At 50.1% G+C, this 25,862-nt stretch carries 24 protein-coding genes; 10 read left to right on the plus strand and 14 right to left on the minus strand.

The window, feature by feature from the left end; translation table 11 throughout:
• The first annotated feature begins 6 nt into the window (after window positions 1-6).
• The 4 genes from ACO05Z_RS00175 to smpB are packed head-to-tail and all read left to right on the plus strand — an operon-like array spanning window position 7 to window position 3,377.
• Window positions 7-753, plus strand: coding sequence for a PTS system mannose/fructose/sorbose family transporter subunit IID (locus ACO05Z_RS00175; RefSeq protein ID WP_421899154.1), 747 nt, complete (start codon window positions 7-9; stop codon window positions 751-753).
• 41 nt (window positions 754-794) lie between these two features.
• Window positions 795-1,112 carry an HPr family phosphocarrier protein gene (locus ACO05Z_RS00180; protein ID WP_421899156.1) on the plus strand — a complete coding sequence of 106 codons (318 nt, stop codon included), beginning with the start codon at window positions 795-797 and terminating at the stop codon, window positions 1,110-1,112.
• Complete coding sequence (ptsP, locus tag ACO05Z_RS00185; RefSeq protein WP_421899158.1) at window positions 1,113-2,897, plus strand: phosphoenolpyruvate--protein phosphotransferase; 1,785 nt, start codon at window positions 1,113-1,115, stop codon at window positions 2,895-2,897. It abuts the gene before it with no gap.
• 9 nt (window positions 2,898-2,906) lie between these two features.
• Window positions 2,907-3,377, plus strand: coding sequence for an SsrA-binding protein SmpB (gene smpB, locus ACO05Z_RS00190; RefSeq protein WP_421899160.1), 471 nt, complete (start codon window positions 2,907-2,909; stop codon window positions 3,375-3,377).
• 104 nt (window positions 3,378-3,481) lie between these two features.
• Here smpB and ACO05Z_RS00195 read toward each other — a convergent pair whose 3' ends face one another.
• On the minus strand, window positions 3,482-3,640 hold the full coding sequence (locus tag ACO05Z_RS00195; RefSeq protein ID WP_421899162.1) for a hypothetical protein: 159 nt from the start codon (window positions 3,638-3,640) through the stop codon (window positions 3,482-3,484).
• Window positions 3,641-3,806: 166 nt separating this feature from the next.
• Between ACO05Z_RS00195 and ACO05Z_RS00200 the strand changes: the two genes are divergently transcribed.
• From ACO05Z_RS00200 to secA, 4 genes are all read left to right on the plus strand, one after another.
• Window positions 3,807-4,688: a LysR family transcriptional regulator gene (locus ACO05Z_RS00200; RefSeq protein ID WP_421899164.1), complete on the plus strand. Its 882-nt coding sequence runs from the start codon at window positions 3,807-3,809 to the stop codon at window positions 4,686-4,688.
• 198 nt (window positions 4,689-4,886) lie between these two features.
• Window positions 4,887-6,272, plus strand: a complete 1,386-nt coding sequence (locus ACO05Z_RS00205) for an FAD-binding oxidoreductase (protein WP_421899167.1) — start codon at window positions 4,887-4,889, stop codon at window positions 6,270-6,272.
• On the plus strand, window positions 6,272-7,435 hold the full coding sequence (locus tag ACO05Z_RS00210; protein ID WP_421899169.1) for a (Fe-S)-binding protein: 1,164 nt from the start codon (window positions 6,272-6,274) through the stop codon (window positions 7,433-7,435). Before ACO05Z_RS00205 ends, ACO05Z_RS00210 begins: the two co-directional genes overlap by 1 nt.
• A 113-nt stretch (window positions 7,436-7,548) precedes the next feature.
• Window positions 7,549-10,062 (plus strand): preprotein translocase subunit SecA, encoded by a 2,514-nt coding sequence (secA, locus tag ACO05Z_RS00215; protein WP_421899171.1) that lies wholly within the window; start codon window positions 7,549-7,551, stop codon window positions 10,060-10,062.
• Between the two features lie 184 nt (window positions 10,063-10,246).
• Here secA and ACO05Z_RS00220 read toward each other — a convergent pair whose 3' ends face one another.
• On the minus strand, window positions 10,247-12,268 hold the full coding sequence (locus tag ACO05Z_RS00220; RefSeq protein WP_421899173.1) for a HAMP domain-containing methyl-accepting chemotaxis protein: 2,022 nt from the start codon (window positions 12,266-12,268) through the stop codon (window positions 10,247-10,249).
• Between the two features lie 272 nt (window positions 12,269-12,540).
• Between ACO05Z_RS00220 and ACO05Z_RS00225 the strand changes: the two genes are divergently transcribed.
• Together ACO05Z_RS00225 and ACO05Z_RS00230 are read left to right on the plus strand one after the other, a co-directional pair.
• Window positions 12,541-13,140: a MarC family protein gene (locus ACO05Z_RS00225; RefSeq protein ID WP_421899175.1), complete on the plus strand. Its 600-nt coding sequence runs from the start codon at window positions 12,541-12,543 to the stop codon at window positions 13,138-13,140.
• Window positions 13,141-13,165: 25 nt separating this feature from the next.
• On the plus strand, window positions 13,166-13,387 hold the full coding sequence (locus tag ACO05Z_RS00230) for a hypothetical protein (protein WP_421899177.1): 222 nt from the start codon (window positions 13,166-13,168) through the stop codon (window positions 13,385-13,387).
• 65 nt (window positions 13,388-13,452) lie between these two features.
• On the opposite strand, the gene ACO05Z_RS00235 is transcribed toward ACO05Z_RS00230, so the two are convergent.
• The 12 genes from ACO05Z_RS00235 to ACO05Z_RS00290 form a co-directional block, all read right to left on the minus strand.
• Window positions 13,453-13,968 carry a metallophosphoesterase family protein gene (locus ACO05Z_RS00235; RefSeq protein ID WP_421899179.1) on the minus strand — a complete coding sequence of 172 codons (516 nt, stop codon included), beginning with the start codon at window positions 13,966-13,968 and terminating at the stop codon, window positions 13,453-13,455.
• On the minus strand, window positions 13,949-14,854 hold the full coding sequence (locus tag ACO05Z_RS00240) for an MlaA family lipoprotein (protein ID WP_421899181.1): 906 nt from the start codon (window positions 14,852-14,854) through the stop codon (window positions 13,949-13,951). Before ACO05Z_RS00240 ends, ACO05Z_RS00235 begins: the two co-directional genes overlap by 20 nt.
• A 12-nt stretch (window positions 14,855-14,866) precedes the next feature.
• Window positions 14,867-15,532, minus strand: a complete 666-nt coding sequence (locus ACO05Z_RS00245; RefSeq protein ID WP_421899183.1) for an ABC transporter substrate-binding protein — start codon at window positions 15,530-15,532, stop codon at window positions 14,867-14,869.
• A 32-nt stretch (window positions 15,533-15,564) separates the two neighbouring features.
• A complete protein-coding gene (mlaD, locus tag ACO05Z_RS00250; RefSeq protein WP_421899185.1) occupies window positions 15,565-16,011 on the minus strand; it encodes an outer membrane lipid asymmetry maintenance protein MlaD in 447 nt (148 codons plus the stop codon).
• 18 nt (window positions 16,012-16,029) lie between these two features.
• The gene (locus ACO05Z_RS00255) at window positions 16,030-16,869 is read right to left on the minus strand and encodes an ABC transporter ATP-binding protein (protein WP_421899187.1); all 840 of its coding nucleotides are present in this window, start codon (window positions 16,867-16,869) and stop codon (window positions 16,030-16,032) included.
• 9 nt (window positions 16,870-16,878) lie between these two features.
• Window positions 16,879-17,691: an MlaE family ABC transporter permease gene (locus tag ACO05Z_RS00260; protein WP_421899189.1), complete on the minus strand. Its 813-nt coding sequence runs from the start codon at window positions 17,689-17,691 to the stop codon at window positions 16,879-16,881.
• 157 nt (window positions 17,692-17,848) lie between these two features.
• Window positions 17,849-18,466 (minus strand): HD domain-containing protein, encoded by a 618-nt coding sequence (locus ACO05Z_RS00265; RefSeq protein ID WP_421899191.1) that lies wholly within the window; start codon window positions 18,464-18,466, stop codon window positions 17,849-17,851.
• A gap of 36 nt (window positions 18,467-18,502) precedes the next feature.
• Entirely contained in the window at window positions 18,503-19,687 is a 1,185-nt protein-coding gene (gene argJ / locus ACO05Z_RS00270) for a bifunctional glutamate N-acetyltransferase/amino-acid acetyltransferase ArgJ (protein ID WP_421899193.1), read from the minus strand.
• A 173-nt stretch (window positions 19,688-19,860) separates the two neighbouring features.
• The gene (locus ACO05Z_RS00275; RefSeq protein WP_421899195.1) at window positions 19,861-21,762 is read right to left on the minus strand and encodes a SurA N-terminal domain-containing protein; all 1,902 of its coding nucleotides are present in this window, start codon (window positions 21,760-21,762) and stop codon (window positions 19,861-19,863) included.
• Between the two features lie 100 nt (window positions 21,763-21,862).
• Window positions 21,863-23,779, minus strand: coding sequence for an aconitate hydratase (locus tag ACO05Z_RS00280; RefSeq protein ID WP_421899197.1), 1,917 nt, complete (start codon window positions 23,777-23,779; stop codon window positions 21,863-21,865).
• Between the two features lie 123 nt (window positions 23,780-23,902).
• Complete coding sequence (locus ACO05Z_RS00285) at window positions 23,903-24,157, minus strand: hypothetical protein (RefSeq protein WP_421899199.1); 255 nt, start codon at window positions 24,155-24,157, stop codon at window positions 23,903-23,905.
• Window positions 24,120-25,760, minus strand: coding sequence for a chorismate mutase (locus ACO05Z_RS00290; protein WP_421899201.1), 1,641 nt, complete (start codon window positions 25,758-25,760; stop codon window positions 24,120-24,122). Before ACO05Z_RS00290 ends, ACO05Z_RS00285 begins: the two co-directional genes overlap by 38 nt.
• Window positions 25,761-25,862: the final 102 nt, after the last annotated feature.

A 25,862-nucleotide genomic window follows, 5' to 3' on the forward strand; every position in this document is an offset into this window, starting at 1 on the left:
GCTTATATGGATAAAGGAAAAAAGAAATTAGGTCCGGCTTTTGCCAGATGCTTCCTACGTTCTTATTTTGCTGGAGCGGGATTCAACACCCGCGGCTTGCAGAATATAGGCTTTTCCTATGCCATGCAGCCCGGCCTTGAGGCTATTTATGATGATCATGCGGAGCTTGTTAAAGCCCGCAAACGATATGTTAAGCATTACAATTCGCATCCTTTCTGGGCGCCGCTTCTTGTGGCAATTTTCCTGTCCGTTGAGGTGCAGATCCAGCAAGGTCGATTCCCGGTTCAGCTGCTGGATAAATTGAAGAATACTACCAGCTACACCCTTTCCGCTATTGGCGATTCGGTGTTCTCCGGCAGCGGCCTCATCTTTTGGGCCTTGGCGACAGTGAACCTGCTACTGGCTGGTCATCATTTGCAGGCTATGCTACTCGGTGTAGTGTTGTTTGTCGGTCTGCAATCATTCAAGGCGTTCACTTTTTGGTCCGGGATTAATAAGGGGCTGGGATTTTTGGATGAATTGAAAAAATGGGACTTGATCAACTGGGGAGAGCGGCTTAAATATGCCAACGGTTTCCTCGTGTTGCTGATTTGGTTCCAGCTTTGGCCCCGTCCCTTGAATGCCTTTGACTGGTATGGGGGCACGGCAGTGCTCGGAGTGCTGGGCTGGCTGGTGGCGACCGGTAAGATAGCCCGGGAAATAGTGGCAGTTCTGGTGGTTGTTATCGGATTGCTGACATTACATATGCTGTGATTTTTTCTTTTGAAGAAATAAGATATAAGGATTAATGACAAATGACTGAAGAGAGTGTGCTTCGCGAAGAGACCCCTGCTGGAGGGGAGGCGATTGTCCGGACTGTGGTTGTGAGCAACCAGTTGGGACTGCATGCCCGTCCGGCAGCAAAACTTGCGCAGGAAGCCCAGAATTTTGCAGCAGACATCATGGTTGTCTGCGAAGCTCAGGAAGTCGACGCCAAGAGTATCCTTGATGTGCTCACTTTGGCGGCAGCACAGGGCAGTGTTCTTGAACTGCGGGCCGACGGCTCAGATGCCGTAGCCGCCCTTGATTGCCTTGAGGACCTTTTTAAAAACAGATTCGGCGAGGAAAAGTAAGTGGCCAGAGCGGTCGTCAACGGAATTTCCGTATCAACAGGTATAGCCATCGGTAAGGCTTTTTTTCTTAACCGCAGCATCACTTCCAGACTGCCCAGGCAGACTGTGCCCACGCATATGGTGGAGGGCGAGAAGGAGCGGATGAAGAAAGGATTCAGCGATGCAGTGGAAGAGCTTGCAGCTGTGCGGGCCAAGGTTCCCGAAGAGCTGAAGGAACACCAGTTGATCATCGATTCCCACCTGATGATGCTCAAGGACCCCAAACTGCAATCCTCGGCCCTTAAATATATCGATGACCTCAAGATCAACGCCGAATGGGCTTTGGACAAGGCTGTAAATGACCTTGAAAAAGCATTCGGTGCCCTTGAGGATGTCTACATCCGTGAACGCATGCAGGACGTGCGTCAGGTGGCCCTGCGCGTACAGGCCAAGCTTATCGGCGGAGAAGCCAACCTGCGCCCTGTGGAAGGGCGTGTGGTGCTTATGGCCCACGATCTGACTCCGGCGGATACCATTGAGCTTGAGGTAAACAAGCTCATGGCCTTTGTGACTACCCTTGGCGGTAAGACTTCCCATACCGGGATTTTGGCTCGGACTCTGAATATCCCGGCCCTTGTGGGTGCTGAAGCGCTGGAAAATTCCGTTGTGGACGGTGATCTGGTCATCATTGACGGGCTGGCCGGGAAAGTGCTGGTCGATCCGTCTGATGAAGAACTGGAACACTACTACACCCTTGAAACCCAGTTTGATGATTATCAGCGGACCATTATCCGCGGTTGCCAGCTTCCCGCTGAAACCGAGGACGGTTACAGGGTTCAGGTTAATGCGAACATAGAACTTTTCGAAGAAGTGGCAGCGGTAATCGATAACGGAGGTGAGGGGATCGGTCTGTTCAGGACCGAGTACGCCTACCTCAACCGTACCGACCTGCCCACTGAGGACGAGCTGGCCGAGAAGTATTCCGAACTTGCGGCTATCATGTCCCCGCGCCCGGTAACCCTGCGTACCCTCGACTTGGGGTCAGACAAATTCATGTCTCATTTCGGCTCACTGGACGAGGCCAACCCGGCTCTCGGTCTGCGGGCCATGCGCTTCTGCCTCAAGCATCAGGAGCTTTTCAGGATTCAGTTGCGGGCAATGCTTCGGGCCAGCGTGCATGGCAATGTCTCGATGATGTTTCCCATGATCTGCGGGCTCAAGGAAGTTCTGCAGGCTAAGTCCGCCCTTGCCCGCGCGCAGCAGGAACTGCGTGACGAGGGCATTCCCTTTGATGAAGATATGCCCATCGGGGTTATGATCGAACTGCCTGCAGCGGTTATGATTGCCGAGATTCTGGCTCAGGAAGTAGATTTTTTCAGTATCGGTACCAACGACCTGATCCAGTACAGCCTTGGTATTGACCGCACCAATCCGCATGTTTCTTATCTTTACCAGCCGTTGCATCCGGCTGTGGTGCGTTCCATCAAATACGTGGTCGATGCCGGACACCGGGCCGGTATCGGGGTCAGCCTCTGCGGCGAAGTAGCTTCCGATCCATATTGCGTTCCCATTCTTATGGGCATGCAGATCGATAGCTTGAGCCTTACTCCGCAGGCCATTCCCGGCATTAAGCGTATTCTGCGTCAGCTGAACATGCAGGAATGCAAGCAGTTGCTTAAGGATGTGCTCGGCTGCCGCACTGTTAGTAGAATCAACCGTCTTGTTACGGAAAATATTTATAAAAAGTATCCCGAAGAGCTGACTTTTTTCGCGTCCCTTCTGGATAACGAAGAGATCACAGGTTAATCAGAAATCATGGCTAAGAAGAAAAAGAAGAAGAGCCCTTCTTCCATTGCGCTCAATAAACAGGCCCGCCGTAACTACGAATTCGTGGAAACCCTCGAAGCTGGTCTGGTGCTTAAAGGAACTGAAGTTAAGTCCCTGCGTCAGGGCTTGGTCAGTTTCATGGATGGCTATATTAATTTTAAAGAAGGTGAAGCATGGCTGGTGGGCATCCATATTGCGCCCTATGACCATGCCGGATACACCCAGCATGAGCCGGACCGTCCTCGCAAGTTGCTACTGCACGCGCGTGAAATAGAAAAGCTACAGACTAGGGTGGAGCAGAAAGGCTTGACCGTTGTTCCTGTCAGACTGTACTTCTCAAGAGGTAATATCAAACTTGAGATCGCTCTTGCCAAGGGCCGCAATGTCCACAACCGCAAGGAAGAACTCAAGCGCAGGGATATAGCAAGAGATACGGCCCGTCAGCTGGCTAATTACTAGCCGGCCAACGAGCCGTATAAAGTTCTCATCCACCCCTTGCCGGTGGGTGGAGAAAGCATGATAAGGGTATAGTAACCTTAGTCCGTCAAGGAGCGGACTTATTTTTACTGGAGACCGGAAACGAGAATGGTGAAAACCATTGCTACGCCGACCCAGAAAATTGTTTTAACCGTTCCGGTTACGGGGTCGAGTTTCTTTTCGCGGCCATATTCGCTGTCTTCAGGGGTGAAGACTTCAGTAACAAATGCGCTGATGCTGCTCATGGTCGTTCTCCTGTATGCGTGATCAAGGTTATAAAATCACGTAGTCGATGACCCCTTATTGCCCGTTTTCATGTTTTCAATCCAATGGGAATACTCGAACCCTCCCTTTAAAATTTCTGATACCATTTCCAATTTTGTGAAATGGCGCAGTTAAGTGGTTAAAAATATGGAACTATACCAAATTAAGACTTTTGTGGTGGTGGCCGAGGAAGGTAATATGACCCGTGCGGCCAAGCGTTTGCACGCCAGCCAGTCCACTATCAGCCTGCACATCAAGTCCCTTGAAGAAGAATTCGACCTGCGTCTTTTCCTGCGCACTCCCAAGGGCATGCAGCCAACCCCCGAAGGAAAACAGCTGCTGGAAAAAGCCCGCGACATCCTTGAATCCGTGGAAAAATTTGAATCAGAAGCCCAGAGTTTCAAGGGTGAGCTTGCCGGTGTGGCTCGGGTCGGCTTGCAGACTTCCCCGATATATCTACGTACCCCGCAGCTAATTAATTTGATTAAGGAAAGATTTCCGTCCCTTTCCGTGCGTTTGGTGCAGATGCCTACTTGGACGATCCGTAGTGATATTGCCGCCCGCAAGCTTGATGGCGGCTTTTTTTATTCCAATTGTCCGCCTGAGGAGGTGGACGGTATCCTGCTTGAGAATACCATGCTGCACGTGGTCGGCCCTGCTTCATGGCAGGATCGTATGGAGCATGCCAGTTGGGAGGACCTTTCTAAACTGGATTGGATCTGGACTCCGGAGGAATGTTCTTTCAACGTCAAGCTTGAAGAAACATTCTCCTCCCGCGATCTCGAAGTCTCCAAGTCGATGATTGCCGACAGCGAGGATACGCATAATGCGTTGGTTAAGTCCGGTAACGGCATTACCGTAATGCGTGCCGACGAGGCTGCTGAAGGGGTCGATAAAGGTGAATTTTACATCTGGCCCGGCGGACATATCGAGGTCGGGCTATATTTCGGGTTCCCGCGCAAAAGGGAAAATGACCCCGTGGTCCGGGCTCTTCTGGACTGCGTTGAAAAGGTTTGGGAAAAGGCATAGGTTTATGCCTCCGGCGGCTCTCCGAGGGTCAAAGAACCCTTTGAAAAGGGTTCTCTGGACTCTCCTAAACTTTTCAATAAGCTTCGCTTTGTTTGTCTGTAAAAGCCGTCTCATATAAAAAATAAAAGGTTTTGGGATTCTTAAACCCTTTTGCAAAAGGGTTTAAGGCCCCCGGCGGGGTCGCCGAAGGCCTAATGTATGCAAAATTATCCAGAACAACTATCCCGTACCCATAAAAAGTTTCTGCTCAATCTTTTTCCCGGCAGGGAATCGAGTTTTGACGACGGCACTTTGCTGGCTTGCGGCGTGGATGCCAGCCAGAGACATGCAAAGCCGTTGGCTCTGGTGCGCCCGCAGGAAACCGCTCAGGTTACGGAACTGCTGCGTTGGGCGCAGGAAGAACGCGTTCCCATCTATCCCCGGGCACGGGCGACCAATAAGGTCGGTAACTGTGTTCCGGTCCGTCACGGTGTTGTGGTTTCCATGCTCGATATGAATGAGATTCTGGATATTGACGGGCGTGATTTTGTGGCCGTGACTCAGCCGGGGGTGATTACTGCTGATTTGCAGAAGGCCGTGGAAGCGCAGGGGCTGTTTTATCCGCCGGATCCGGCGAGTATGAAAATTTCCACTATCGGGGGCAATATTTCTACCTGTGCCGGTGGTATGCGTGCCGTAAAATACGGGGTTACCCGCGATTATGTACTTGGACTTGAAGTGGTCCTGCCCGGAGGTGAAGTCATCCGTACCGGAGGCCGAACCCAGAAGAATGTGGTCGGGCTGGATTTGACCCGGCTCATGGTTGGTTCTGCCGGAACATTGGGTTTGGTTACTGAAGCGACCGTAAAGCTGCTGCCCCTGCCGGAAAGATCTGCTTCGGTGCTGGTGGGTTTCACGGACCTGAATGATGCGCTGAATGGAGCAGAGGCTGTATTCGGTTGCGGAATTATGCCTACCGCCATGGAGCTAATGGACCACAATACGATTAAGGCCTTGGAGATGCATTCCGCTGTGCCTTGGCCTGAAGGGACAGGCGGATTACTGTTGCTCAAGATTGATGGTTCTGCAGAGTCGGTTAAGACTGATCTCAGACGTATCGATGAAGCCTTGCGGACTGTTGCGGTTACCTTTGTTGAGCAGGGCAGCGGTGCGGATCAGGAACGGCTTTGGGAGTTGCGCCGGGTGATCAGTCCTGCGGCATTCAACCTCGCGCCGGATAAGCAGGGTGAGGATGTGGCTGTGCCACGCGGTAAAGTTGCAGAGGCCATTAAGGGCTACCATGCCATTGGTGAACAGCTTGGGGTTGTTGTGCTTTGCTTCGGGCATCTGGGTGACGGCAATATCCATGTCAGCACCATGTATGACAAATCCGCCGGGGAGCAGAAAAGCGCGCTTAAGGCCAAACAAATGATATTTCAATTGACCATTGATCTTGGCGGAACTCTTTCCGGGGAGCACGGCATTGGGTTGACCAAGGCTAAATACATTAACATGCAGCTGGACAAAACTCAGCAGCGGTTGATGGGGGGTATTAAAAAGACTTTCGATCCCCTGAACATCATGAACCCCGGGAAGGTGGTCTAATGGCTGCTCCCAAAAGTTGCGTGCAGTGTGGAAAGTGCCTTGAAGTCTGCCCGCTGTTCAAGGTTACCGGACGGGAAGAGCTGACCCCGCGAGCCAAGTTTTTCCTTGAATCCATCTGTTCCGGTGAAGGTTCCGGCGAGGGCTTGAGTGCGAAGGATTTTAAATCATTGGCCTCACTGTGTCTTTCCTGCGGTCGTTGCGAGAAGAATTGTCCACAGCATATGTCCGGCCCTGAACTGGTCTCCGATCTGCGTGCGAAGTCCAAGGGATTTACGCAGTCTTGTTGGGATTTATGGTTACGCAGTCCCGGACTGCTTTGGCCCATGGCTGCTGCTCTGTCCAAATTCTCCCCTGAGATTCTTCCGGAACCGTTCGGTTCAGCCCGCAAGCGGATGCAGGCTCTTTTTTCCAAGAGTCTCGAGCCGTGGGCAGAGTTGGTGCCGCAAGCTAAATTTGAAGAACGGAAGGTAATACTTTTCAGAGGCTGTGTAGGGCGTTATGCCCGTAAGGACTGGACTGCAAAAGCTGAGCGACTCATGGATGGCATGGGCTTGATCCGGGCCGAATCCGGGGAGTTCAGTTGTTGTGGTTCGTCCTATGGTAGTGCCGGATTGCTGGAGCGGCAATCAAGCGCAAGAGCAAAGAATATTAAAGTCTGGAAAGATGCGGACTTTCCGCTGCTGATTACTTTTTGCGCTACCTGTCTGAAAGGTTTGAAAGAGTACTCTCTTGACGATTTTGCAGGCGACGAGGAGTTGTTTGCAAAGTGGCAGGAATGTCTGACTCCATTGTCATCCTTGCTGTTAGATGCAGAAGTGACGCTTTTCGACAATGCTCCCGCGCAGGTCGCTTATCATAAACCTTGCCATGCGTCCGAATCTGATACAGATCAAAGGCTGGTTGAAATTATTGCCGGGGACCGTCTGCGTCCGGTTCAAGATGGTCTTTGCTGCGGCTTCGGCGGGATTATGCAATTGGGGGCCCCGGAACTCTCCAAAGAGGTGGGCGAGTATTCTTTAGAGCAGCTGACAAAGAGCTTGGAATTGAGCGGGCAGATTCTCAGTGGATGTTCCGCTTGTGTGATTCAGCTTGCCAGTCTTGTAAAAGATGAATATTTTGCAGCTCACTGGCTTGATATTTTGAAATTAAGCCTTATTAAATAACATCCGCGATTATAAAATTGCCAGTTTGTCTTGTTTTTTAGCCGAGATAAACATTTGACAAAAGCGCGTAGCGCATCAAATTTTCTTGCATACGAAATAAGGAAAAGATTTAGATGTTTAATTTGATTGTTTCCAAGTTATTCGGTTCCCGAAATGAAAGGTTTATTAAAAAGCTGAAACCGCAGATTGATCAGATCGCAGCCCTTGAACCGGAAATGGAAAAGCTCACCGATGAGCAGTTCCCGCAGAAGATTGCTGAATATAAAGAACAGGTAGCCGCTGGCACTTCCCTTGACGATATTCTGGTTGAAGTTTTCGCCCTTGTCCGCGAAGCAGGTAAACGTTCCCTTGAAATGCGCCACTACGATGTACAGATGGTCGGTGGTATGGTCCTGCATAGCGGCCGTATCGCTGAGATGAAGACTGGTGAAGGTAAAACCCTTGTGGCGACCCTTCCTGCAGTCCTCAACGCTCTTTCCGGCAAAGGCGTACACCTGATCACCGTCAACGATTATCTCGCCAAGCGTGATGCCGAGTGGATGGGCAAGCTTTACAACTTCCTCGGACTTACCGTTGGTGTTGTTGTGCACGGCTTGTCTGATGAAGAGCGTCAGGAAGCTTACGGCTGTGACATTACCTACGGTACCAACAACGAGTTTGGTTTTGACTACCTGCGCGACAACATGAAGTTCTACAAAGAGCAGCTGGTTCAGCGCGAACTGAACTACTGCATTGTCGATGAAGTTGACTCCATCCTCATTGATGAAGCCCGTACCCCGCTCATTATTTCTGGTGCTTCCGACGATGCGACTTCCATGTACGGCCGGGTCAACTCCATGATTCCCCTGCTTAAAAAGGATGAGGATTTCGAAGTTGATGAAAAGGGCCGTTCCATCACCATGACCGATGACGGGGTCATGAAGTGCGAACAGATTCTGGGCATAGACAACCTTTACGACTCCCAGCATATTTCTTTCCAGCATCACATCATGCAGGGCATCAAAGCCCACCATCTCTTCTCCCGCGATGTAGATTACATCGTCAAAGACGGTCAGGTGGTTATTGTTGATGAATTTACAGGACGCCTCATGCCCGGTCGCCGCTTCTCCGACGGGCTTCATCAGGCCCTTGAAGCAAAAGAAGGTGTTAAGGTTGAGTCTGAGAACCAGACCTTGGCATCTATTACTTTCCAGAACTACTTCCGCATGTACAACAAGCTGGCCGGTATGACTGGTACTGCGGATACCGAATCTGTTGAGTTTGCACAGATTTACGATCTGGAAGTAATTGTTATCCCCACCAACACCGCAATGATCCGTAAAGACCACCCTGACTCTATCTACAAGACTCAGCGTGAGAAATACAACGCCATTGCAGATGATATTGCTGCCAAATTCAAGAAAGGCCAGCCTGTGCTGGTCGGTACTGTTTCCATTGAGAAGTCGGAACTGGTTTCCAGCCTGCTCAAGAAACGCAAGATTCCCCACAACGTGCTTAACGCGAAGCACCACCAGCAGGAAGCTGAAATCGTTGCTGAAGCCGGACACAAGGGCCACGTGACCATCGCTACCAACATGGCTGGCCGTGGTACTGACATCAAGCTCGGTGAGGGCGTCCTTGAAAGCGGAGGTCTGCACATTATCGGTACTGAGCGCCATGAATCCCGCCGTATCGATAATCAGCTCCGCGGTCGTTCCGGTCGTCAGGGTGACCCCGGTTCCACCCGTTTCTACCTCGCCCTTGATGATGATCTCATGCGTCTGTTCGGTTCCGATCGCATCGCCGGGATTATGGACAAGCTGGGCATGGAAGAGGGTGAGCCTATTGAGAACGGCATGGTTACCAAGGCCATTGAGAACTCTCAGAAGAAGGTTGAAGGCCACAACTTTGAAATCCGCAAACAGCTGCTAGATTATGACAACGTCATGAACCAGCAGCGTGAGGTTATCTACACCCTGCGTCGTGATGTTATGAATTCCGAGGACATGTCTGAAATGACCGCTGAGTTTGTGGAAGAACTTTTTGATGATGCTTTCTATGCAGTCGAAGAAGCCAAGGGCAAGCCTCTTGATGAAGAGACCGAGGAAATGGTTCGTGTTCGCCTTGATGAACTCTTTGGTTTTAACCGCAACGAAGAATTCAAGGAAGCCCTGCCCAACCGTGAGCAGGCTGAAGAGTGGGTCGGTGAAATTCTCGATACCCTCAAGGAAAGCTCCGGCGAACATTACCATGAAATCCAGCGTTACTTCCTGCTTGAAGCCCTTGACCGCAACTGGAAGGAACATCTGCTGAACATGGACCACCTGCGCGAAGGTATCGGTCTGCGTGGTTACGGCCAGAAGGATCCCAAACACGAGTACAAGCGTGAAGGTTTTGAACTTTTCCGCGAGATGCTGGATCGCATCAAGGAAAACACCATCCGCGCCCTCTGCCACCTGCGCATTGAAACCGAGGTTCGCGAGGATGAGTTTCAGCACAAGGAAAGCAAGTCCGACCTTGAGTATTCCGATTCCGAGTCCACTGAGACCAAGAAAAAGCCCAAGCGCCGTAGCGAGCCTAAAGTAGGCCGTAACGATCCCTGCCCTTGCGGTAGCGGCAAGAAATACAAGAAGTGTTGCGGTAAGTAAGACTGTCAGACACAAGCAATAAATTAAGCCTCCCGAAAACATATTGTTTTCGGGAGGTTTTTTGTTTTAACTAGCAACGAATTGTCATTAAACGTTGCGAAGCATAATAAATGTTTTGGGAGAGTCCGGAGAACCCTTTTCAAAGGGTTCTTTGGTCCCCGAAGGGCCGCCGGAGGCATTCTTATTAAAACTTCTGAAAATCTCCATCAGATATTTCAGTATCCATATCCAGAGCCAACCCTGCTGAAACTGACGCTTCCGGTTCCGGCCTATATTCTTGCATTGAAGAAGAAGGCAGGGCCCGGGGAATGTCCGCATTATTGTTGTTGACCCTGAAGAAACCCATGGTCTGCTGAAGTTCTTCAGCCTGACTGGAAAGCTCTTCGGACGTGGAGGCCATTTCTTCAGATGCTGAGGCGTTCTGCTGGGTAACCTGATCAAGCTGCTGCACAGCCTTGTTGATCTGTTCCGCTCCGCTGAGCTGTTCGCTGCTGCCTGCGGTGATTTCCTGCACCAGTTCGGCTGTACGTTTGATATCCGGGACCAGCTGAACCAACATTTCCCCGGCTTTTTCCGCTACATCTACAGTGCCTGTGGAAAGGTCTCCGATTTCACGGGCTGCTTCACCGCTGCGTTCTGCAAGCTTGCGTACTTCAGCAGCAACAACAGCAAAGCCTTTACCATGTTCCCCGGCCCGTGCGGCTTCGATAGCTGCGTTTAGGGCCAGCAGGTTGGTCTGGCGGGCAATCTCCTCAATGATGGAAATCTTTTCCGCGATATTCTTCATGGCATCAACTGCTTGGGTTACAGCTTTGCCGCTTTCTTCGGCTTGTTGCGCGGATTGCACGGCGATGCTTTCGGTCTGCTGGGCATTTTCCGCATTCTGCCTGATGTTGGCGGTCATTTCTTCCATGGAAGAGGATACCTCTTCAACATTGGCGGCCTGTTCAGTGGATGCCTGAGAGAGGGATTCCGCAGTGGCAGAGAGTTCTTCACTTCCTGAAGCCACGTTTTCGCTGGCACTGCCCACTTCGCCGACAACAATGGAAAGGCGGTTAACCATATTGTTCAGAGCAGCGGCGAGAATACCCACCTCGTCTTTCTGGTTGATATCCAGTGTGCGAGTGAAATCGCCTTGAGCCATGCGCTGGGCAAAGCGGACACCCATCTGGATTGGTCCGGTAATGGCTCGAGTGAGGATGAAAGCGGTCAGCATGCCAATAATCAATGCGATCAGCGCACCGCTGACAAGGATTGTGGTTGATGTTTCCATCTGGTTCAGCATCTTGGCTTTCTGGTCTGCCCGCGTTGCACGGCACTGTGCGTCAGCAGCTCTTGCGGATTCGACCATAACCTTTTCTGCATCAACCTGAAGAGCCATTAAGTCGGTATAGCTTTGAAAATTGCTGTAATAACTTGAAATGGCTTTGAGTACGGTTTCAACCTGAGCTATGTTTGCAGGATTGCTGAATCTAAGCTTCAAGTTGGAGGTCAGTTTATCAATCCGGGCGATATCGGTTTTGACCTGCTCCAGATATTTGGGGTCAGATGAAATTATGTATTCTTTTTCATTCTTGCGGGCGGTAATGAACCATTTAATTGCCCGGTTGGCATCATCTGCCTTGGTCAGCTTGTCTGTGATGTCTTGCTGACCGGCATTATAGAGCGATCCAATGGTTTGAAATTCCGATCTGCGTATTCCGGTTTCAATTTTTTGCTTTGTCCCGGAGAGTATGGATTCCAGTTGATCCTTTTGCTCAGAGCGGACCTTTTCAAGTTCAGATAGTGCTGTTCGTGCATCTGCGCGCATCAATTCCATGGTTTCGGCTCTTTTCTTAACCAACTCAACATAGCGACCAAAGGCTGAGTCATATTTGTCTACAGCACTGCCTAGTTCAGCCATCTGGTCATGGTTTACTTTTTGCGCGAACTTATTGTTTGTGGTTTTTATTTGTTCTTTGAGGGTGTTGATTAATTCCCTGTGTTTCTGCAGATAGTCATTGTCTGAACGTAGGATGTAGTTTTTCTCACTCATACGGGTTTCAAGGATAATTCGGACCATTCGGTTTACGTCATCCGCCTTGTCGACCCTGTCCTCAATGCCACCCATTCCGTTATGACCTACATAGGCCATGGCAATAGTTAATATGATCATGAGCCCAAAGCTCAAACCAAGTTTCATAGCCAGTTTCATGTTTTTCAACATAAGAACCTCCTTATGTAGAAATGGTGCTATTATGTATAATATATATGTGTCGCTTTAAATTTGTAACACAGCTCAAAAGTGGAAAGAAAGGAAAATGTTAAGAATAGATTTTATATCAAAGCTCATAAGTTTCGGAAGATAGGTGTTTTTTGATGTAAAATTGTATTGATTGTCTAATCAATGGGGTGTAGAGAGCTGCATCAATTTTAAAAACAAGGGCCAAAAGCCCAAACCCAAAAACAATATTAATTTTTAAAAGTGAGTGAAAAATCATGCTCGCATTATTCTTTCAAACCTACTTAAAATTGTTCTTTGTTCTGACTCCGTTTTTCGCCATCTCCGCGTTTTTATCCCTTACTCAGGAGATGAGTCCGGTTGAGCGAAAAAAAACGGCTGTGAAGGTCACTGTGGCCGTTATTGTCAGTTCTGTGATCCTTTACCTCTACGGCAGGTATATCTTTGATCTGTTCGGCATCACCCTTGATGCTTTCCGTATCGGTGCAGGGGCGGTACTTTTCCTCTCAGCCTTGAACATGGTCAACGGCGGGGGTAAGAAATTCGATGCCGGAAATGATGATGACGATATTGCGGTTGTCCCTCTGGCTATTCCCATTGTGGTCGGTCCCGGAACAATCGGTGCTTTGCTGGTCATGGGCTCGGGGGTGCAGGGTTACAAGGATATGTTTCTGGCCTGCTGTGCTCTTGTTGCTGCTGTATTAACGGTAGGAATTCTGTTATTTGTCTCCTCAAGCCTCAAACGTCTCCTTGGAAGAAGAGGTTTGAACATCATGAGTCGTTTGACCGGGCTGTTTGTCGCGTCCATCGCTGCCCAGATATTTTTTACCGGGGTACGCAATTTCATGCTGAACTAGTTGTTACGGAAAAGGAGGATTCGCAATGGCAGGAGTAAAGAAGTTAACCGACAGGTTTTTGATAGCACTTTTTAGAAGGGGTAAGGCTGACTACTTGCCGCCATCCTACTTGAAAAGCGAAGGAGGAAAGGTGCTTGCTCCGGGCGAAACCGACAAGCTTATGGAACTGCTTGCCGAAATGACAGGTAAAGGGATTCTTGATGAAAAGGATGGCGAGTATAAATTACTTGCTGATCCATATGCCTAGTTAATTAGATTTATTTTCTTAAAGAAGAAGGCCGTAATATCTTTCGAGATATTACGGCCTTTATTTTAATCTACAGGCACGAAAGAACATTCCATGTTCTGCTCTTCGTCTACTTCCACAATAGCCACACAGGGCGGCCGTTCATCACGCGGTGAAGTCAGGCTGCCGGGATTGAGCATCTGCACTCCGCTGACAATGGACCAGTCCTGAATATGGGTGTGTCCGTAACAGACCAGATCAAAGTCCGGCCCGAAGGATTGGGCGACATTGAGTGAAACCTGCGAGCGTGCCCCCCAGCCGTGAGCAATGCCGATGCGTAGGCCGTGGAAGTTTACGGACTCCAGCGGCTGCAGGTAGTCGGAAAGGGCCCATTCATCGCAATTGCCCAGTGCGGCGTGAAAATTGGGGTGCTGGCAGAAGAACTGCCACATGGAAAACGTGGTCAGGTCGCCGCAATGCAGGAGCAGGTCCGCTTCTGCGAGGTACTTATTAAAAACCTCCGTGAGCCTTTTATCCGGCTCACGGAGGTGGGTGTCAGATATTACTGCGATCTTCACGATGTTACTTTTCTGGTTCCGCATCAGGGTTCGTAGTCATCTGCGGTTTGGGTCTGTCGGGGTTGATTTTAGCATCCCTGACCTGTTTAGCCCGGTAACTCAGATAAGCGTCCCTGAGAGCGAGATAGGGGTCAATGGAGCCTTCCTTGAGGGATTCGTATTCCCCGATGTGGAATGAAAGCTTGTTGATCTGGTTGTATGCTCCGGCAGATGCGGAGTAGTACCAGGGAATGCCGAACCACCAGAAGGGGTTGAGCACGAAGGTATCGATACCAAGGCCCACAGAATCACGGATTGTGGAGGGGCCGAGGAACGGCAGTACAAAATAAGGTCCGTTGGGGATGCCCCAGACGCCGAAGGTCTGGCCCAGATCCTCGTTGCCGAGGTAGAGGGGCATGGTGGATTGCGCTTCACCGACAACGTTGCCGAGTCCGCCCATTCCGAAGATGGAGTTGGCAACGAATTTGGATGTTTCAGCACCGGCAGTATAGAATTTGCCCTGCAGCAGACAGCTTGTCAGGCGTACGGGGTAGAGCATGTTCTGGAAAAAGTTGTTGGTCCATGTTCTGGGCTTAAGGGGAACCAGCCACATGTAGCCTTTGGTCACGGGTTTCATGATGTTGAAGTACAGGTAATCGTTGAACTTGAACATCGCGCGGTTATAGCCCTGCCACGGATCAGAAGCATAGGCCTCTTCGTGGTGTTCGGAGTCACCCCACATGTCCTCGCTGAATTCATCGTCCGAGAATTCTTCGGGATTATTTTTTACGGCACCGATTACGCCGGAGCCGACCTGGGCCACCATTATGGAATCTTTGGTCTCCGCAGACCTTACCTGTGAAGGGAAGGTCAAGAGGATCATGGTCAGAACCACAAAGGCGAGGATTGTTGTGGAATAGTTCCTGGTCATGGTTATTTTCCGTTATTTAATGCCGTTTTCAGCTGTGGCTTTAGGGTTCGCTTTAAGTTCAGCACATTTTGCTTCAAGGCGAGTGAAGAGTTCTTTCTTGCTGGCTTCGAAGGTTTTGTCGTTGGTGGTGTCAAGAATTCCGGTAAACTGGGTGCGGTAGTTCTTAACAAGGCTGACACCCTCGATTTTGACATCATAAACATCCCACTCACCATCGGTGAGTTTCATGCGGTAGAAAACAGGGATGTCCTGTTTGCCGGTCAGCAAACGGGTATCAACTTGTGCGTATTTTCCCTTAATAATAGTCTCTTTGTCAAATGCGACCTTTTCACCTGAATACTCACCGACCCGACCAAGGTAGGTCTGTTCAAGCAGGTCAGTGAACAGGGATACGAATCTCTCTTTTTCTTCAGGTGTGAACTTGAGCCAAGGGCGTCCGACTGAGCGCTTGGAGAGTTCTTCGAAATTGAAAAAATCCTTTATGGTTTCGCGGATTTTGACGGTCATTTCCTGCTGTTTGGCAGGGTCGCCCTTGTATTCAGGGTCATTGAGAATAGCTATGACGCCCTGAATTCCGGAACGCAGCCGGACCATGGGGGAATTCTCAGCCGCGAAGGCCGCACCAGCAGAAAGGCTGAGGAGTATGACAATAATTACTATGGATAATGTTCTTTTCATTTTGGAGAACCGATTATTTATTAAGTTGTTTTTTAGACTTTGCCAAAAACATAATTACTGATCAAGTCTTCAATGTCGATTGCAGACTCGGTTTCAATGATAACGCCGCCGGGTTCAATGGGATCACCAACACCACCGGGAGTTATCTTGATATACTTATCACCGATCAAGCCGCTGGTTTTAACCGAGGCAATGGCGTCGTCGGTCAGTTCGACACGTTTTTCAATGCTTAAGGTTAGCACGGCTTTCTGTTTTTCCAAATCAAGATCAATACTATTTACATAGCCGATGGGGACGCCCATCATTTCAACAGGGGAGTTGACCCGGAGTCCGGTCACATCGTTAAAGCTGGCAGTAACATGGTAGTGGTCGTCTGAGAACATATGTACATCACCGAGCTTGACGCTCATGTAGACAATACAAAGCAAACCGATAAAGACGAATATGCCTACTGCTGTTTCCTTGGGATATTTTTTCATGCCGGAATCCGTGTCCAATTAATTGCTGTTCAAATCGCCAATGTATTTGGCGCAATCCATTTTCATAACTGAGGGATCAAGAGGAGCCATAGTCAGGCGTGGAGCCTCACGTTTTTCACCTTCGCGATCCAGAAATTGACGCAGGTAAGGTTCTTCTGTTGCCAGAAGCTCTTCCTTCTGTCCTTTGAAAAGTGTCTTGCCTTCACCGAGAACTACGACGTAATCGGCAATGGTTTCCATACTGGCCAGATCATGGCTGACCACCACGATGGTCATGTCGAATCTTTCCTTGAGTTCAAGAAGCAGTCCGTCGAGTTCTGCTGAGTTGATGGGGTCGAGGCCGGATGTGGGTTCATCGCAGAATAGGATATCCGGGTCCATGACCATGGCCCGGGCCAGGCCTGCCCTTTTGCGCATCCCACCGGAAAGTTCGTTGGGGTAGTAGTCCATGAATTTTTCAAGACCCACAAGGCTTAACTTGGCTTTGACCACATCGTGGATTTCGGCTTGTTTGAGCCGGGTGTGCTCGCGCAGTGGCAGGGCCACATTATCGAAAAGGGTCAGTGCTCCCAGCAGTGCCCCGTCCTGAAAAAGAACGCCGATGCGCTGCTTCAGGCAACGGAAGGCTTTGCGTTTGAGCTCATAAATATTGTGTCTGCCCAGATATACGGCTCCGCCCATGGGAGTGTTCAGTTTGAGGATGTTCTTGAGCAGGGTGGATTTACCGCAGCCCGAACGTCCCAGAATGACAGAAATACCTCCGCCGGGAAGGGTGGCGTTGATATCGGAGACCACGGGATTGCCGTCGTATCCGATGGTTAGGTTTTCGATTTTGATATCCGGTGCTTTGGTACTCATCAGGTCCCTCTAGAGAAGCAAAGAAGTTATGATGTAGTCGGCCGCGAGGACCAGCACACAGGACATAACTACTGCGGTTGTTGTTGCCTGGCTTACGCCTTCGGGACCTTTGCCGTCTTTGCGGTAGTGGGTGAAATAACCCTGAAAGCAGCATACAGTGCAAACAAGCACGGCAAAGACAAGGGACTTGTTGAAACCGGCGGAAATATCATCCCAGCCCAAGGCCGTATGTACCCGGTGCCAGTATACGCCCTCATTGCCGCCCATCAGCAGCACCCCGGTCATGTAACCGCCAACAATGCCGATCAGGTCGAAGAGGGCTGTCAGGATGGGGAAAGAAATAAGAGACGCCAGCAGTTTGGGGCTGACCAGATAATTCATGGGGTTGATATCCATGAGTTCGAGGGCGTCAATCTGCTCGGAGATACGCATGACCCCGATTTCAGCTGTCATGGATGATCCAGCTCGTCCGGTAAGCATGATGGCGGTGAGAACCGGACCCAGCTCACGAACCAGCGAAAGGGCTACGGCTGCACCAAGAAAGCCATCAGAGCCGAATTTGGATAAGGCATATTGAGTCTGGAGACCGACAACCATGCCGGTGAAAAGTCCGATCAGGGATATGACAGTAATAGATTTTACTCCGATGAAGTACAATTCCTTTACTGTTTTTTTGAAAATCCCAAGTGAACTGAAAATATGAAGCAGGCCGTCCATGAGGAAAATGAACATGGCTCCCGCTTCATTAAGGAGATTCATGCACCATTTACCGACCATATTTAACGGCAGGAGTAATTTGTTTTCAGTTTCAGCTTGAGACATGGTCAGTTAATTACCATAAATTTTGTTTAAATAAGGTTAATCCGCCTAAGGTTCAGCCTAAACCGTCCCCTTAGCACAATGATCTGGAAAATAAAAGGCTGAAAAAGGGATTGGAGTAGTATTCACTCCTATCCGGTTCATATTTTCTCTTTCCCGATCAGTCTTCATCATCCAGACCGTTTTTGTTCTCCCACCAACTTGGTGGCGGACCGAGATACCACCAGTCTTTGTGGTCGGTCTCAGCAATCTTATCGGCCAGTTTCTGACCCTCTTCAGTGCGCAGTCTTTTCAGTGCTGATTCCAGCCATTTTCCGGCATAGGGGTTGCCCATATCCAGTTCCTCTTTGAGGTTGAGGATGAAATCAAGCTGGTCAGCATCCTGAGCGAGTTTGGACTCAAGGGTTTCGCATTCTTCAAGCTCTTCCCAATGAGGGAAAATCTTATCTTCAAGTCCGGTCCCGGCAAGGGTATGACGTAAGGCCTTGTCCCTGTAACTGCGGTTATAAATACGGTTTACGTAGTTGAAATCCCCGGTACGTGCTTCATGCAGGTCATGGAAAAGGCACATGAAGACTGTGCGGGCCATGTCCGCTCCGGCCATATCTGCCAGTACGTATCCCAGAACCGCAACCCTGTATGAGTGGTCAGCCACTGATTCCGAGCCTGTGCCCAGAAACTGGTAACCGGTTCGCGGGGTCTTGCGCAGCATGCCGACCTCGAAGAGGAAGTCGGCAAGTCTGGTCATCTTGTCTCGGTTTTTAAGGTTTTTCATCATATGAAAGTCTGATTATAGCAGGGTAATGTGAAAATATTATGACCTGTAATCAGCGTTTATGCTGATGTATTCGCGGGTCAGGTCGGAAGCTTGCAGCATTGATGTGCCGTTACCGTCACCAAGGGTGATGTTCACTTCAATATCCTGTTTGCGCATGATCGGTTCCAGCAGAGCATCCATATCTCCTTCGACAGGCTTACCTTTTTCAAAGACCACGATTTTGCCGAAGCTCAAGGTAAGCTTTTCAGGGTCAAATTCCGCTCCGCTACGTCCGGCCGCAGCTACGATGCGTCCCCAGTTGGGGTCTTCACCGAAAAGAGCGGTTTTAACCAGCGGGGAGTTGCCGACTGCGCGGACCATAAGTTCCGCATCTTCGTCAGAAGTGGCACCGCTGACGTTGATATGCATGACCTTGGTGCCGCCTTCGGCATCCTGTACTATCATATAAGAAAGCTGCTGGCAGATATCGAGGAGCAGGGCTTCAATAGCATCCTGCTTCTCAGCATTGTCGGCTTTGATTCCGCAGGCTCCGTTGGCAAAGGCCATTACGGTATCATTGGTACTGGTATCGCCGTCAACGGTGACACAGTTGAAGCTTTTATCAATGCAGCGGCGCAAGGCATCCTGCCACCATTTGGGATCAACTTCTGCGTCACAGGTAACAAAGCCGAGCATGGTGGCCATGTTCGGAGAGATCATACCGGCGCCCTTGCACATACCGAGCATACGTACAGGCCTGCCGTCACATTCAATTTCGCCCCAGGCCAGCTTGGGAAATTTATCAGTGGTCATGATGGCTTTGGCAGCTTTGACCGGATCACTGTCTGAAATTGCTTTTTTGAGCTTAGGTGCGGCTTCGCGCCATTTTTCCATGTTAAAGCGTGGTCCGATAACCCCGGTGGAAGAAGGCAGTAGATCCCGGTCGCTAATGCCCAGATACTTGGCTGCTAGAATAAGGCTTTCTTTGCAGTCCTGGATACCTTCGGCTCCGGTACAGGCATTGGCCAGTCCGGCATTGACTATAGCACCGCGGACAATCGGGGATTGTGCAAGAATTTCCTTGCCCACAGTAACCGGAGCTGCCTGAAATTTGTTTTTGGTGAATACAGCCGCCGCGACCGCAGGGACATCACTGAGAATAAGGGCCAGATCATTGCGGCCACTGTATTTGAAGCCAGCCTCAAGGGCTGCGAATTTATATCCTTCTGGAACTTGGAGCATGGTCTTCCATCCTATGAAATATCCTGTCAGCTAAGGCGTTGACAGTAGTTTTACGTTGTTACTCTCTCAAAAAAAACTCTGCAAGGTAAAAGAGGTGATTAAAACAAAAGATATTAAAAAAGGGCCTGTTCCAGCAAGAACAGACCCTTTGATATAATCTGAGTTTGGTCAGACTAGTTCAGGAGGTCCTTGCGGACATACTCAACTTTAGCTTTGGATCGCAGTTCAGTAAGGAACGCGCTGAATACTTCATTGGCTCGCTGCTGGAACAATGCATCCATGACCATGTCTTTCTGAGCAGCCCAGGCCTCTTCTTTGGGAGGAATACGCTCATCAAGACGAGCAACAATGAATCCGCCGGGAAGTTCGAAAACTTCGGACATCCACTGGTTTTTCTTGGCTGCAAATGCTGACTGAGCCAGTTTGGGATTCATGCCCAGACCGGGTACAAAGCCATCGCGACCGAAAGGTTCAGAGGTCTTAAGGTCTTTCTTGATGGACTTGAGTGCCTTGGCTGCAGTCTTTTCGTTGGTCAGCTGGCCCATGATAGCCATGGCCTTTGTTTTAGCGAGCTGCATTGCCTGCTGCTGTGAAAGGAAACTTTCAATATCCTGCTTCTGGTCCTTAAGAGGGCTCAGGGACGGCGGAATATCTTCTTCTTTCTCAACGAGGATGTAGCCGCCGTCAATGGCAACAGGCATGTCAGTGGAGCTGCCTTTGGGCAGTCCAATGATGGTCTGTGCAGCACTTTCAGTCATGCCGAAGGCACGGGAAAGGTTCTCCACAGTGGCTCTTTCGCTTTTCTTGAAGGCAATGCCAAGCTCTTCGGAAACTTTGTCCAGTTTCATGCCGGAAGCAAGCAGATCAATTGCGTGGTCCAGTTTGTCAGTGATAGAATCAGCAGCTTTTTCCTGAGCGATCAGGGAGCTGATTTCATCCTTGACCTGATCCAGCTCTTTCTGGCCGGCTTCGCGGATATCGTCAATTTTGATCAGGTGCCAGCCGAAACGGGTACGCACAGGCTTGCTGACTTCACCTTTCTTAAGTGCAAACGCAGCTTCTTCGAAAGGCTTAACCATTGCACCGCGGCCGAACCAGCCAAGTTCTCCGCCTTTGGAGCTGCTGGGGCCTTCAGAGTATTTTTTAGCCAGTTTACCGAAATCCTGGCCGGACTTGGCTTTGGCGAGAACTTTTTTGATTTTCTTCTCAGCTGCAGCAACATCTTTGTCAGCTGCATTTTCGTCAACAGCGATCAGGATGTGGCGAGCCTGAACCTGAGCTTCCTGCTGGAAAGCTTCTTTGTTGGCTTCGTAGTATGCGTTGATCTCTTCGGGAGTCACAGTCTCGTTGATGGACAGTTCTTCCGGGGTGAAAGCAATGTACTTCACTACAGAGCGAGCCGGGATAGTAAATTTGTCCGGGTTTGCTTTGTAGAAATTTTCGATTTGCTTGTCGCTGATTTTAATGCCTTTAACGAAGTCAGCACCGGACACATAATAGTAGTCAATTTGTGCTTTTTCAGAGGCAGAGTCGAAAAGTGCGCGGGCATCAGCTTCAGTGGGTTTGACCGGCAGGGTGACATAATCCTGCAGTTTGCGGATCAAAGCACTGTTGCGCATGCTGTTTTCAAAGGTGGCTGCGGACATGGATCTACTCTGCAGGAAAGCCTGATAGAGGTTCATGTCGAATTTGCCGTCTTTGTCTGCAAATGCGGGAATCTGGCTGATGCTGTAGGAAAGTTCGCTGTTGGAAACAGATAGACCGAGCCTTTGGGCTTCAGCTTCAAGAAGTTTCTGGCTGATCATCTGTTCGAGCACATATTTCTTGAATTCAGGTGACTGAAGCTGATCGGAATCAAGGTCGGGATTCTGCGCCCGCAATGCTTCTGCATTTTCGCGGTAATTTTGCATGAATTCCTGAGTGGGGACCGGCTGGTCGTTAACATAAGCGATTACCGGATCGGTGTTGCCGTTGAATCCGCCGGCGCCGAAGGCAAAAATAAAAACTGCGATAATGATACCGAATGCGATTTTGATACCCCAGCTCTGGGCATTTTGGCGCAGAATGTCCATCATGGCTTCTTCAGTCTCCGTTTGCAGCAGGTGCTGCTTTCAAATGTTTATTCTATTTTAACAGGCAGGGCATCCACTGATGCGAATACCCTGCCATACTCATTTACAATTGTTTACCGACGTAGTTCAGCAGGCCGCCAGCTTTGATAATATCAAGTTCTTTGGCTGAAAGGTCGTTTTTGACTTTGATTTCAGCTCCATCAGCCATGGCAATTGTTTCGCCGCCGGGTGTGATGGTGGTGGTTTCAAGGGTCAATTTACTACCTTCCGACAGTTTGTCGTAATCGCTCTTTTCAGAGAGTACAAGGGGTAGAATGCCAAAATTGATAAGATTTGCACGATGAATGCGTGCAAGTGACTTGGTAATTACGGCAACAACGCCCAAATGACGGGGGCCGAGGGCTGCATGCTCGCGGCTGGAACCCTGTCCGTAGTTTTCTCCGCCGAGAATGATTCCGTTATCGGAAGCTTTCATGCGGCCGACAAATCCTTCATCGACACGGCTGAAAATATATTCACTGATAGCCGGGATGTTGGAACGCAGGGCAGTGATTTGAGCGCCCGCAGGCAGAATGTGGTCAGTGGTGATGTCATCTTCGACCTTGAGGCGGATTTCAGAAGAAATCTGATCCGGCAGGGCGGAGAATGTTTCAAGGGGAACAATGTTCGGTCCGCGCACGATTTCAACTTCGTCCCTGTTTTCAGGAGGGAAGATGAACAGATGGCGGATAGAGGGAACTTCTTCCGGGAACTCGATTTTGGCCGGGGGAGTTCCCCAGGTTGCTGGATCAGTGAATTCTCCGGCAAGTGCCAGCTTGGCAGCAGTCTGCGGGCTGGCAAGGTAGATTTGTGCATCCTGGGTTCCGCTGCGGCCTTCAAAGTTACGGTTGAAGGTACGTACGCTGACCCCGGCAGAAGTGGGGGAGCCGCCCATGCCGATGCAGGGGCCGCAGGTACATTCCAGCAGTCTTGCGCCGGAATCAAGGAAATTGGCGATCAGCCCGTCGGAAGCAAGCATTTTGAGAACCTGCTTGGAACCGGGGGAGATCATCAGATCCACACCTTCTGGCAGCTGCTGGTCCTGCAGGATCAGGGCAGTTGTCTTCAGGTCGGAGTAGGAAGAGTTGGTGCAGGAGCCGATGGCGGACTGATTGACCTTGAGTCCGGCGAGGGACTTAACGGTTACAACACGGTCAGGCATATGCGGCTGGGCTACCAGCGGCTCCAGTTCGGAAAGGTTGATTTCAACGACTTCTGCGTAAGTAGCGTCAGCGTCGGCAATGAGCTCGGACCAGTCCTCTTCACGGCCCATGGCCTTGAGGAAAGCCTTGGTCTTTTCATCACTGGGGAAGATGGAAGTGGTCGCTCCCAGTTCCGCGCCCATGTTGGTGATGACCGCGCGTTCGGGAACGGAAAGGGTTTTTACACCTTCGCCAGCGAATTCGAAAACTTTACCCACGCCGCCTTTAACGGTTTTGAGTTCCAGTAGCTTGAGGATGATGTCCTTGGCAGAAGCCCATCCGGTCAGTTCGCCGGAAAGTTTCACCTTGACTACCTGAGGCATGGGAATGGAGTAAGGCTGTCCGGCCATTGCCAGAGCAACGGAAAGTCCGCCCGCGCCCATGGCCAGCATGCCCAGTCCACCGGCGGTGGGGGTGTGGCTGTCGGAGCCGATCAGGGTTTTGCCCGGTTTGGCGAAGTTTTCCAGATGCAGCTGGTGACAGATACCGGTTCCGGCCGGGGAGAAGACAACGCCGTGCTTGGCAGCGACAGTACGCAGGTACTGATGATCATCAGGGTTACGGAAACCCATCTGCAGGGTGTTGTGGTCCACGTAACTTACGGAAAGTTCAGTCTGGACCTTATCAATACCCATAGCTTCAAATTGCAGATAAGCCATGGTGCCGGTGGCATCCTGAGTGAGAGTTTGATCAATTCGTAGCCCGACCTCGGTTCCCGGCTCCATTTCGCCGTTCAAAAGATGCGCTGATATGATCTTTTCAGTAATATTTAAACCCATGATACCTCCGGTGTGATTGTGCTTTTCATAAGCAGATTTGAAACTAAGTGTCCTGTTGTACGTCGCATACCCGCGTACTTCATAAAGTGCCCGCTAAAGCTGTTACGAGTGGGCGGGGATCTATTATCCTTCCATTCCGAGGCGCATTCGGTTTATTTTTCGTTGACGGATGTCAATCTCTGCTTCCAGACGCAGTTTGTCCTGCTGTGATTCGAAGATCTCTTTGGCAAAAAAGATCCCTTCAGAAGGATTTTCACTTGCCATCAGCTTCTTAGTGCGCTGCTGGCAAGTTTCCAATTCCTTCTTGAAGTTTTCAATTTCTACTTCGATCTCAGGGATGCTAATCGATTTTAATTCTTCTTCGGGTTGTTGATTCATCTTTTTTCTTTACCTCAGGGTCTTTGAGTCCGTTGATTTCCGGCAGGCTGTTGTAAAGGGTCCAGTAACGAGGCCAGAGATCAGAGATGTCGCCGGGGTTTTCGAGGGAAATACCGGGACGCATCCAGGCCATGAGACCGAGAGCAATACCGAAGAAGGGAGTTGGTGCAGACCATGCTTCATCCCATTTGAGTCTGCCGGGAAGAACAGTGAGTTCTTCGTCTCCACGTTCATATTTAATACCGAGACGTTCGAGCAGTTCAATGCCCTGTTCAAACATCACCGCGTCAGCAATGTTGCTGACCTTGCATTCGGAACGTGAATTTACCGCAAGGGCAAGACCAACGGGGAAAAGGTCGTTTGCATTTCCGAAGTCAAAGGATGCTTCAGCTGCAGCTTCACCCTTGGTTGCAGTGATGCTTCCTTTGGAAATTTTAATATCAAGGCCGCCAGCTTTCAGGATCTGGAGCGCATCTTCTGCGGTCTCAGTCTTGGGCCAGACACCGTTCAGGGTTACCTGTCCATTGCTGAATGCGGGTATGGCCAGCAGAGCAGCGCAAAGTTCTGGCTCAAGAGCAATGGCAGGCTCTTCGGGAACAGATATAGCCTTTGTTGCGGGAACGGAGCATTCTGTTTCGCTGAGTTCCGCTTTAACGCCGCATTTTTTGAGCACAGTAACAACTTCTTTAAGAAGTTCAGCACCGTGCCAGCTTTCAGCAAATTTGAGTGTCAGTCCCTGAGGATAGGTCCAGGCGGCCAGAGCCAGCGCAGCGACAAATTCAGCAGGAATGTCTTCAGAAATTTCAATGGAAGATGCCATGCGTCCGCCGCATTCGAGGCGAGCAGGCAATCCGTGGCTCTGCAGGTCAAGGGTGTTCAGCCTTGCACCCAGCGGAGAAAGAACCGCTGCCAGAGGTCTGGAATCGTACTGCTTGAGGATAGGGCCACCAGCGATTTTGAATTTGCCTACAGTCTTAAGACCGAATGCAATGGCCAAGAACATGGTCATTGCATTGTCGCCGGCAAAGATCAGCTTTTCTTCAAACTCGATGCCTTCACCTGAACGGGATTCAATTGTCTCTCCATCCCATGAAAGATGTGCTCCCGCCTGGTTAAGAGATTTGATCAGTTCGGTGATCTCGTCATTGACGCATAAGGGGGCCATTTTAGCCTCAGCTCCGGCAGCAGCACTGAGTGCGATCCAGAGTTTGGACTGGAAAAGGGATCCGGGACCGTCAAAGGTTACATTCACCGGCTTCTGAGGCGGAGACAATACATATGTAGAAAGCTTGCGTGTCTCGGGCTTGGCAACTCCGGCATAAGCAAGGTTGTTGAGCTGTTCGAAAACACGGCGAGCTGTTTTAAGGTCGAACTTTTTGTGACCGGCTTCTGCAGACCATGTTTCAAAGATGCGTCTTTCCATGTCCGGATCACCGAGGGGCAAACCTTTTTGCTTGCGCTTGGATGCAGCTTTACCCATGAGGTAATTTCTGCGGGATACGAGGGAAAGAAGTCTTGCGTCCAGCTCTTTGATCTCGTCGAGCAGGGACTGTCTACGCGGTGCAGCACCGCCGGAACGTTCAAATTTTTTATATTCGGGCATTATTTTTGTTTCCTGAAATGTGATATAGAGAAGTCCACCTTAATAGCGCGATTTCTCCCAATGGGCAACCCCTCTGATTTGCGGTGTAAAAATGCAGCCCTA

The sequence above is a fragment of the Maridesulfovibrio sp. genome, assembly GCF_965230075.1.
GTDB lineage: Bacteria > Desulfobacterota > Desulfovibrionia > Desulfovibrionales > Desulfovibrionaceae > Maridesulfovibrio.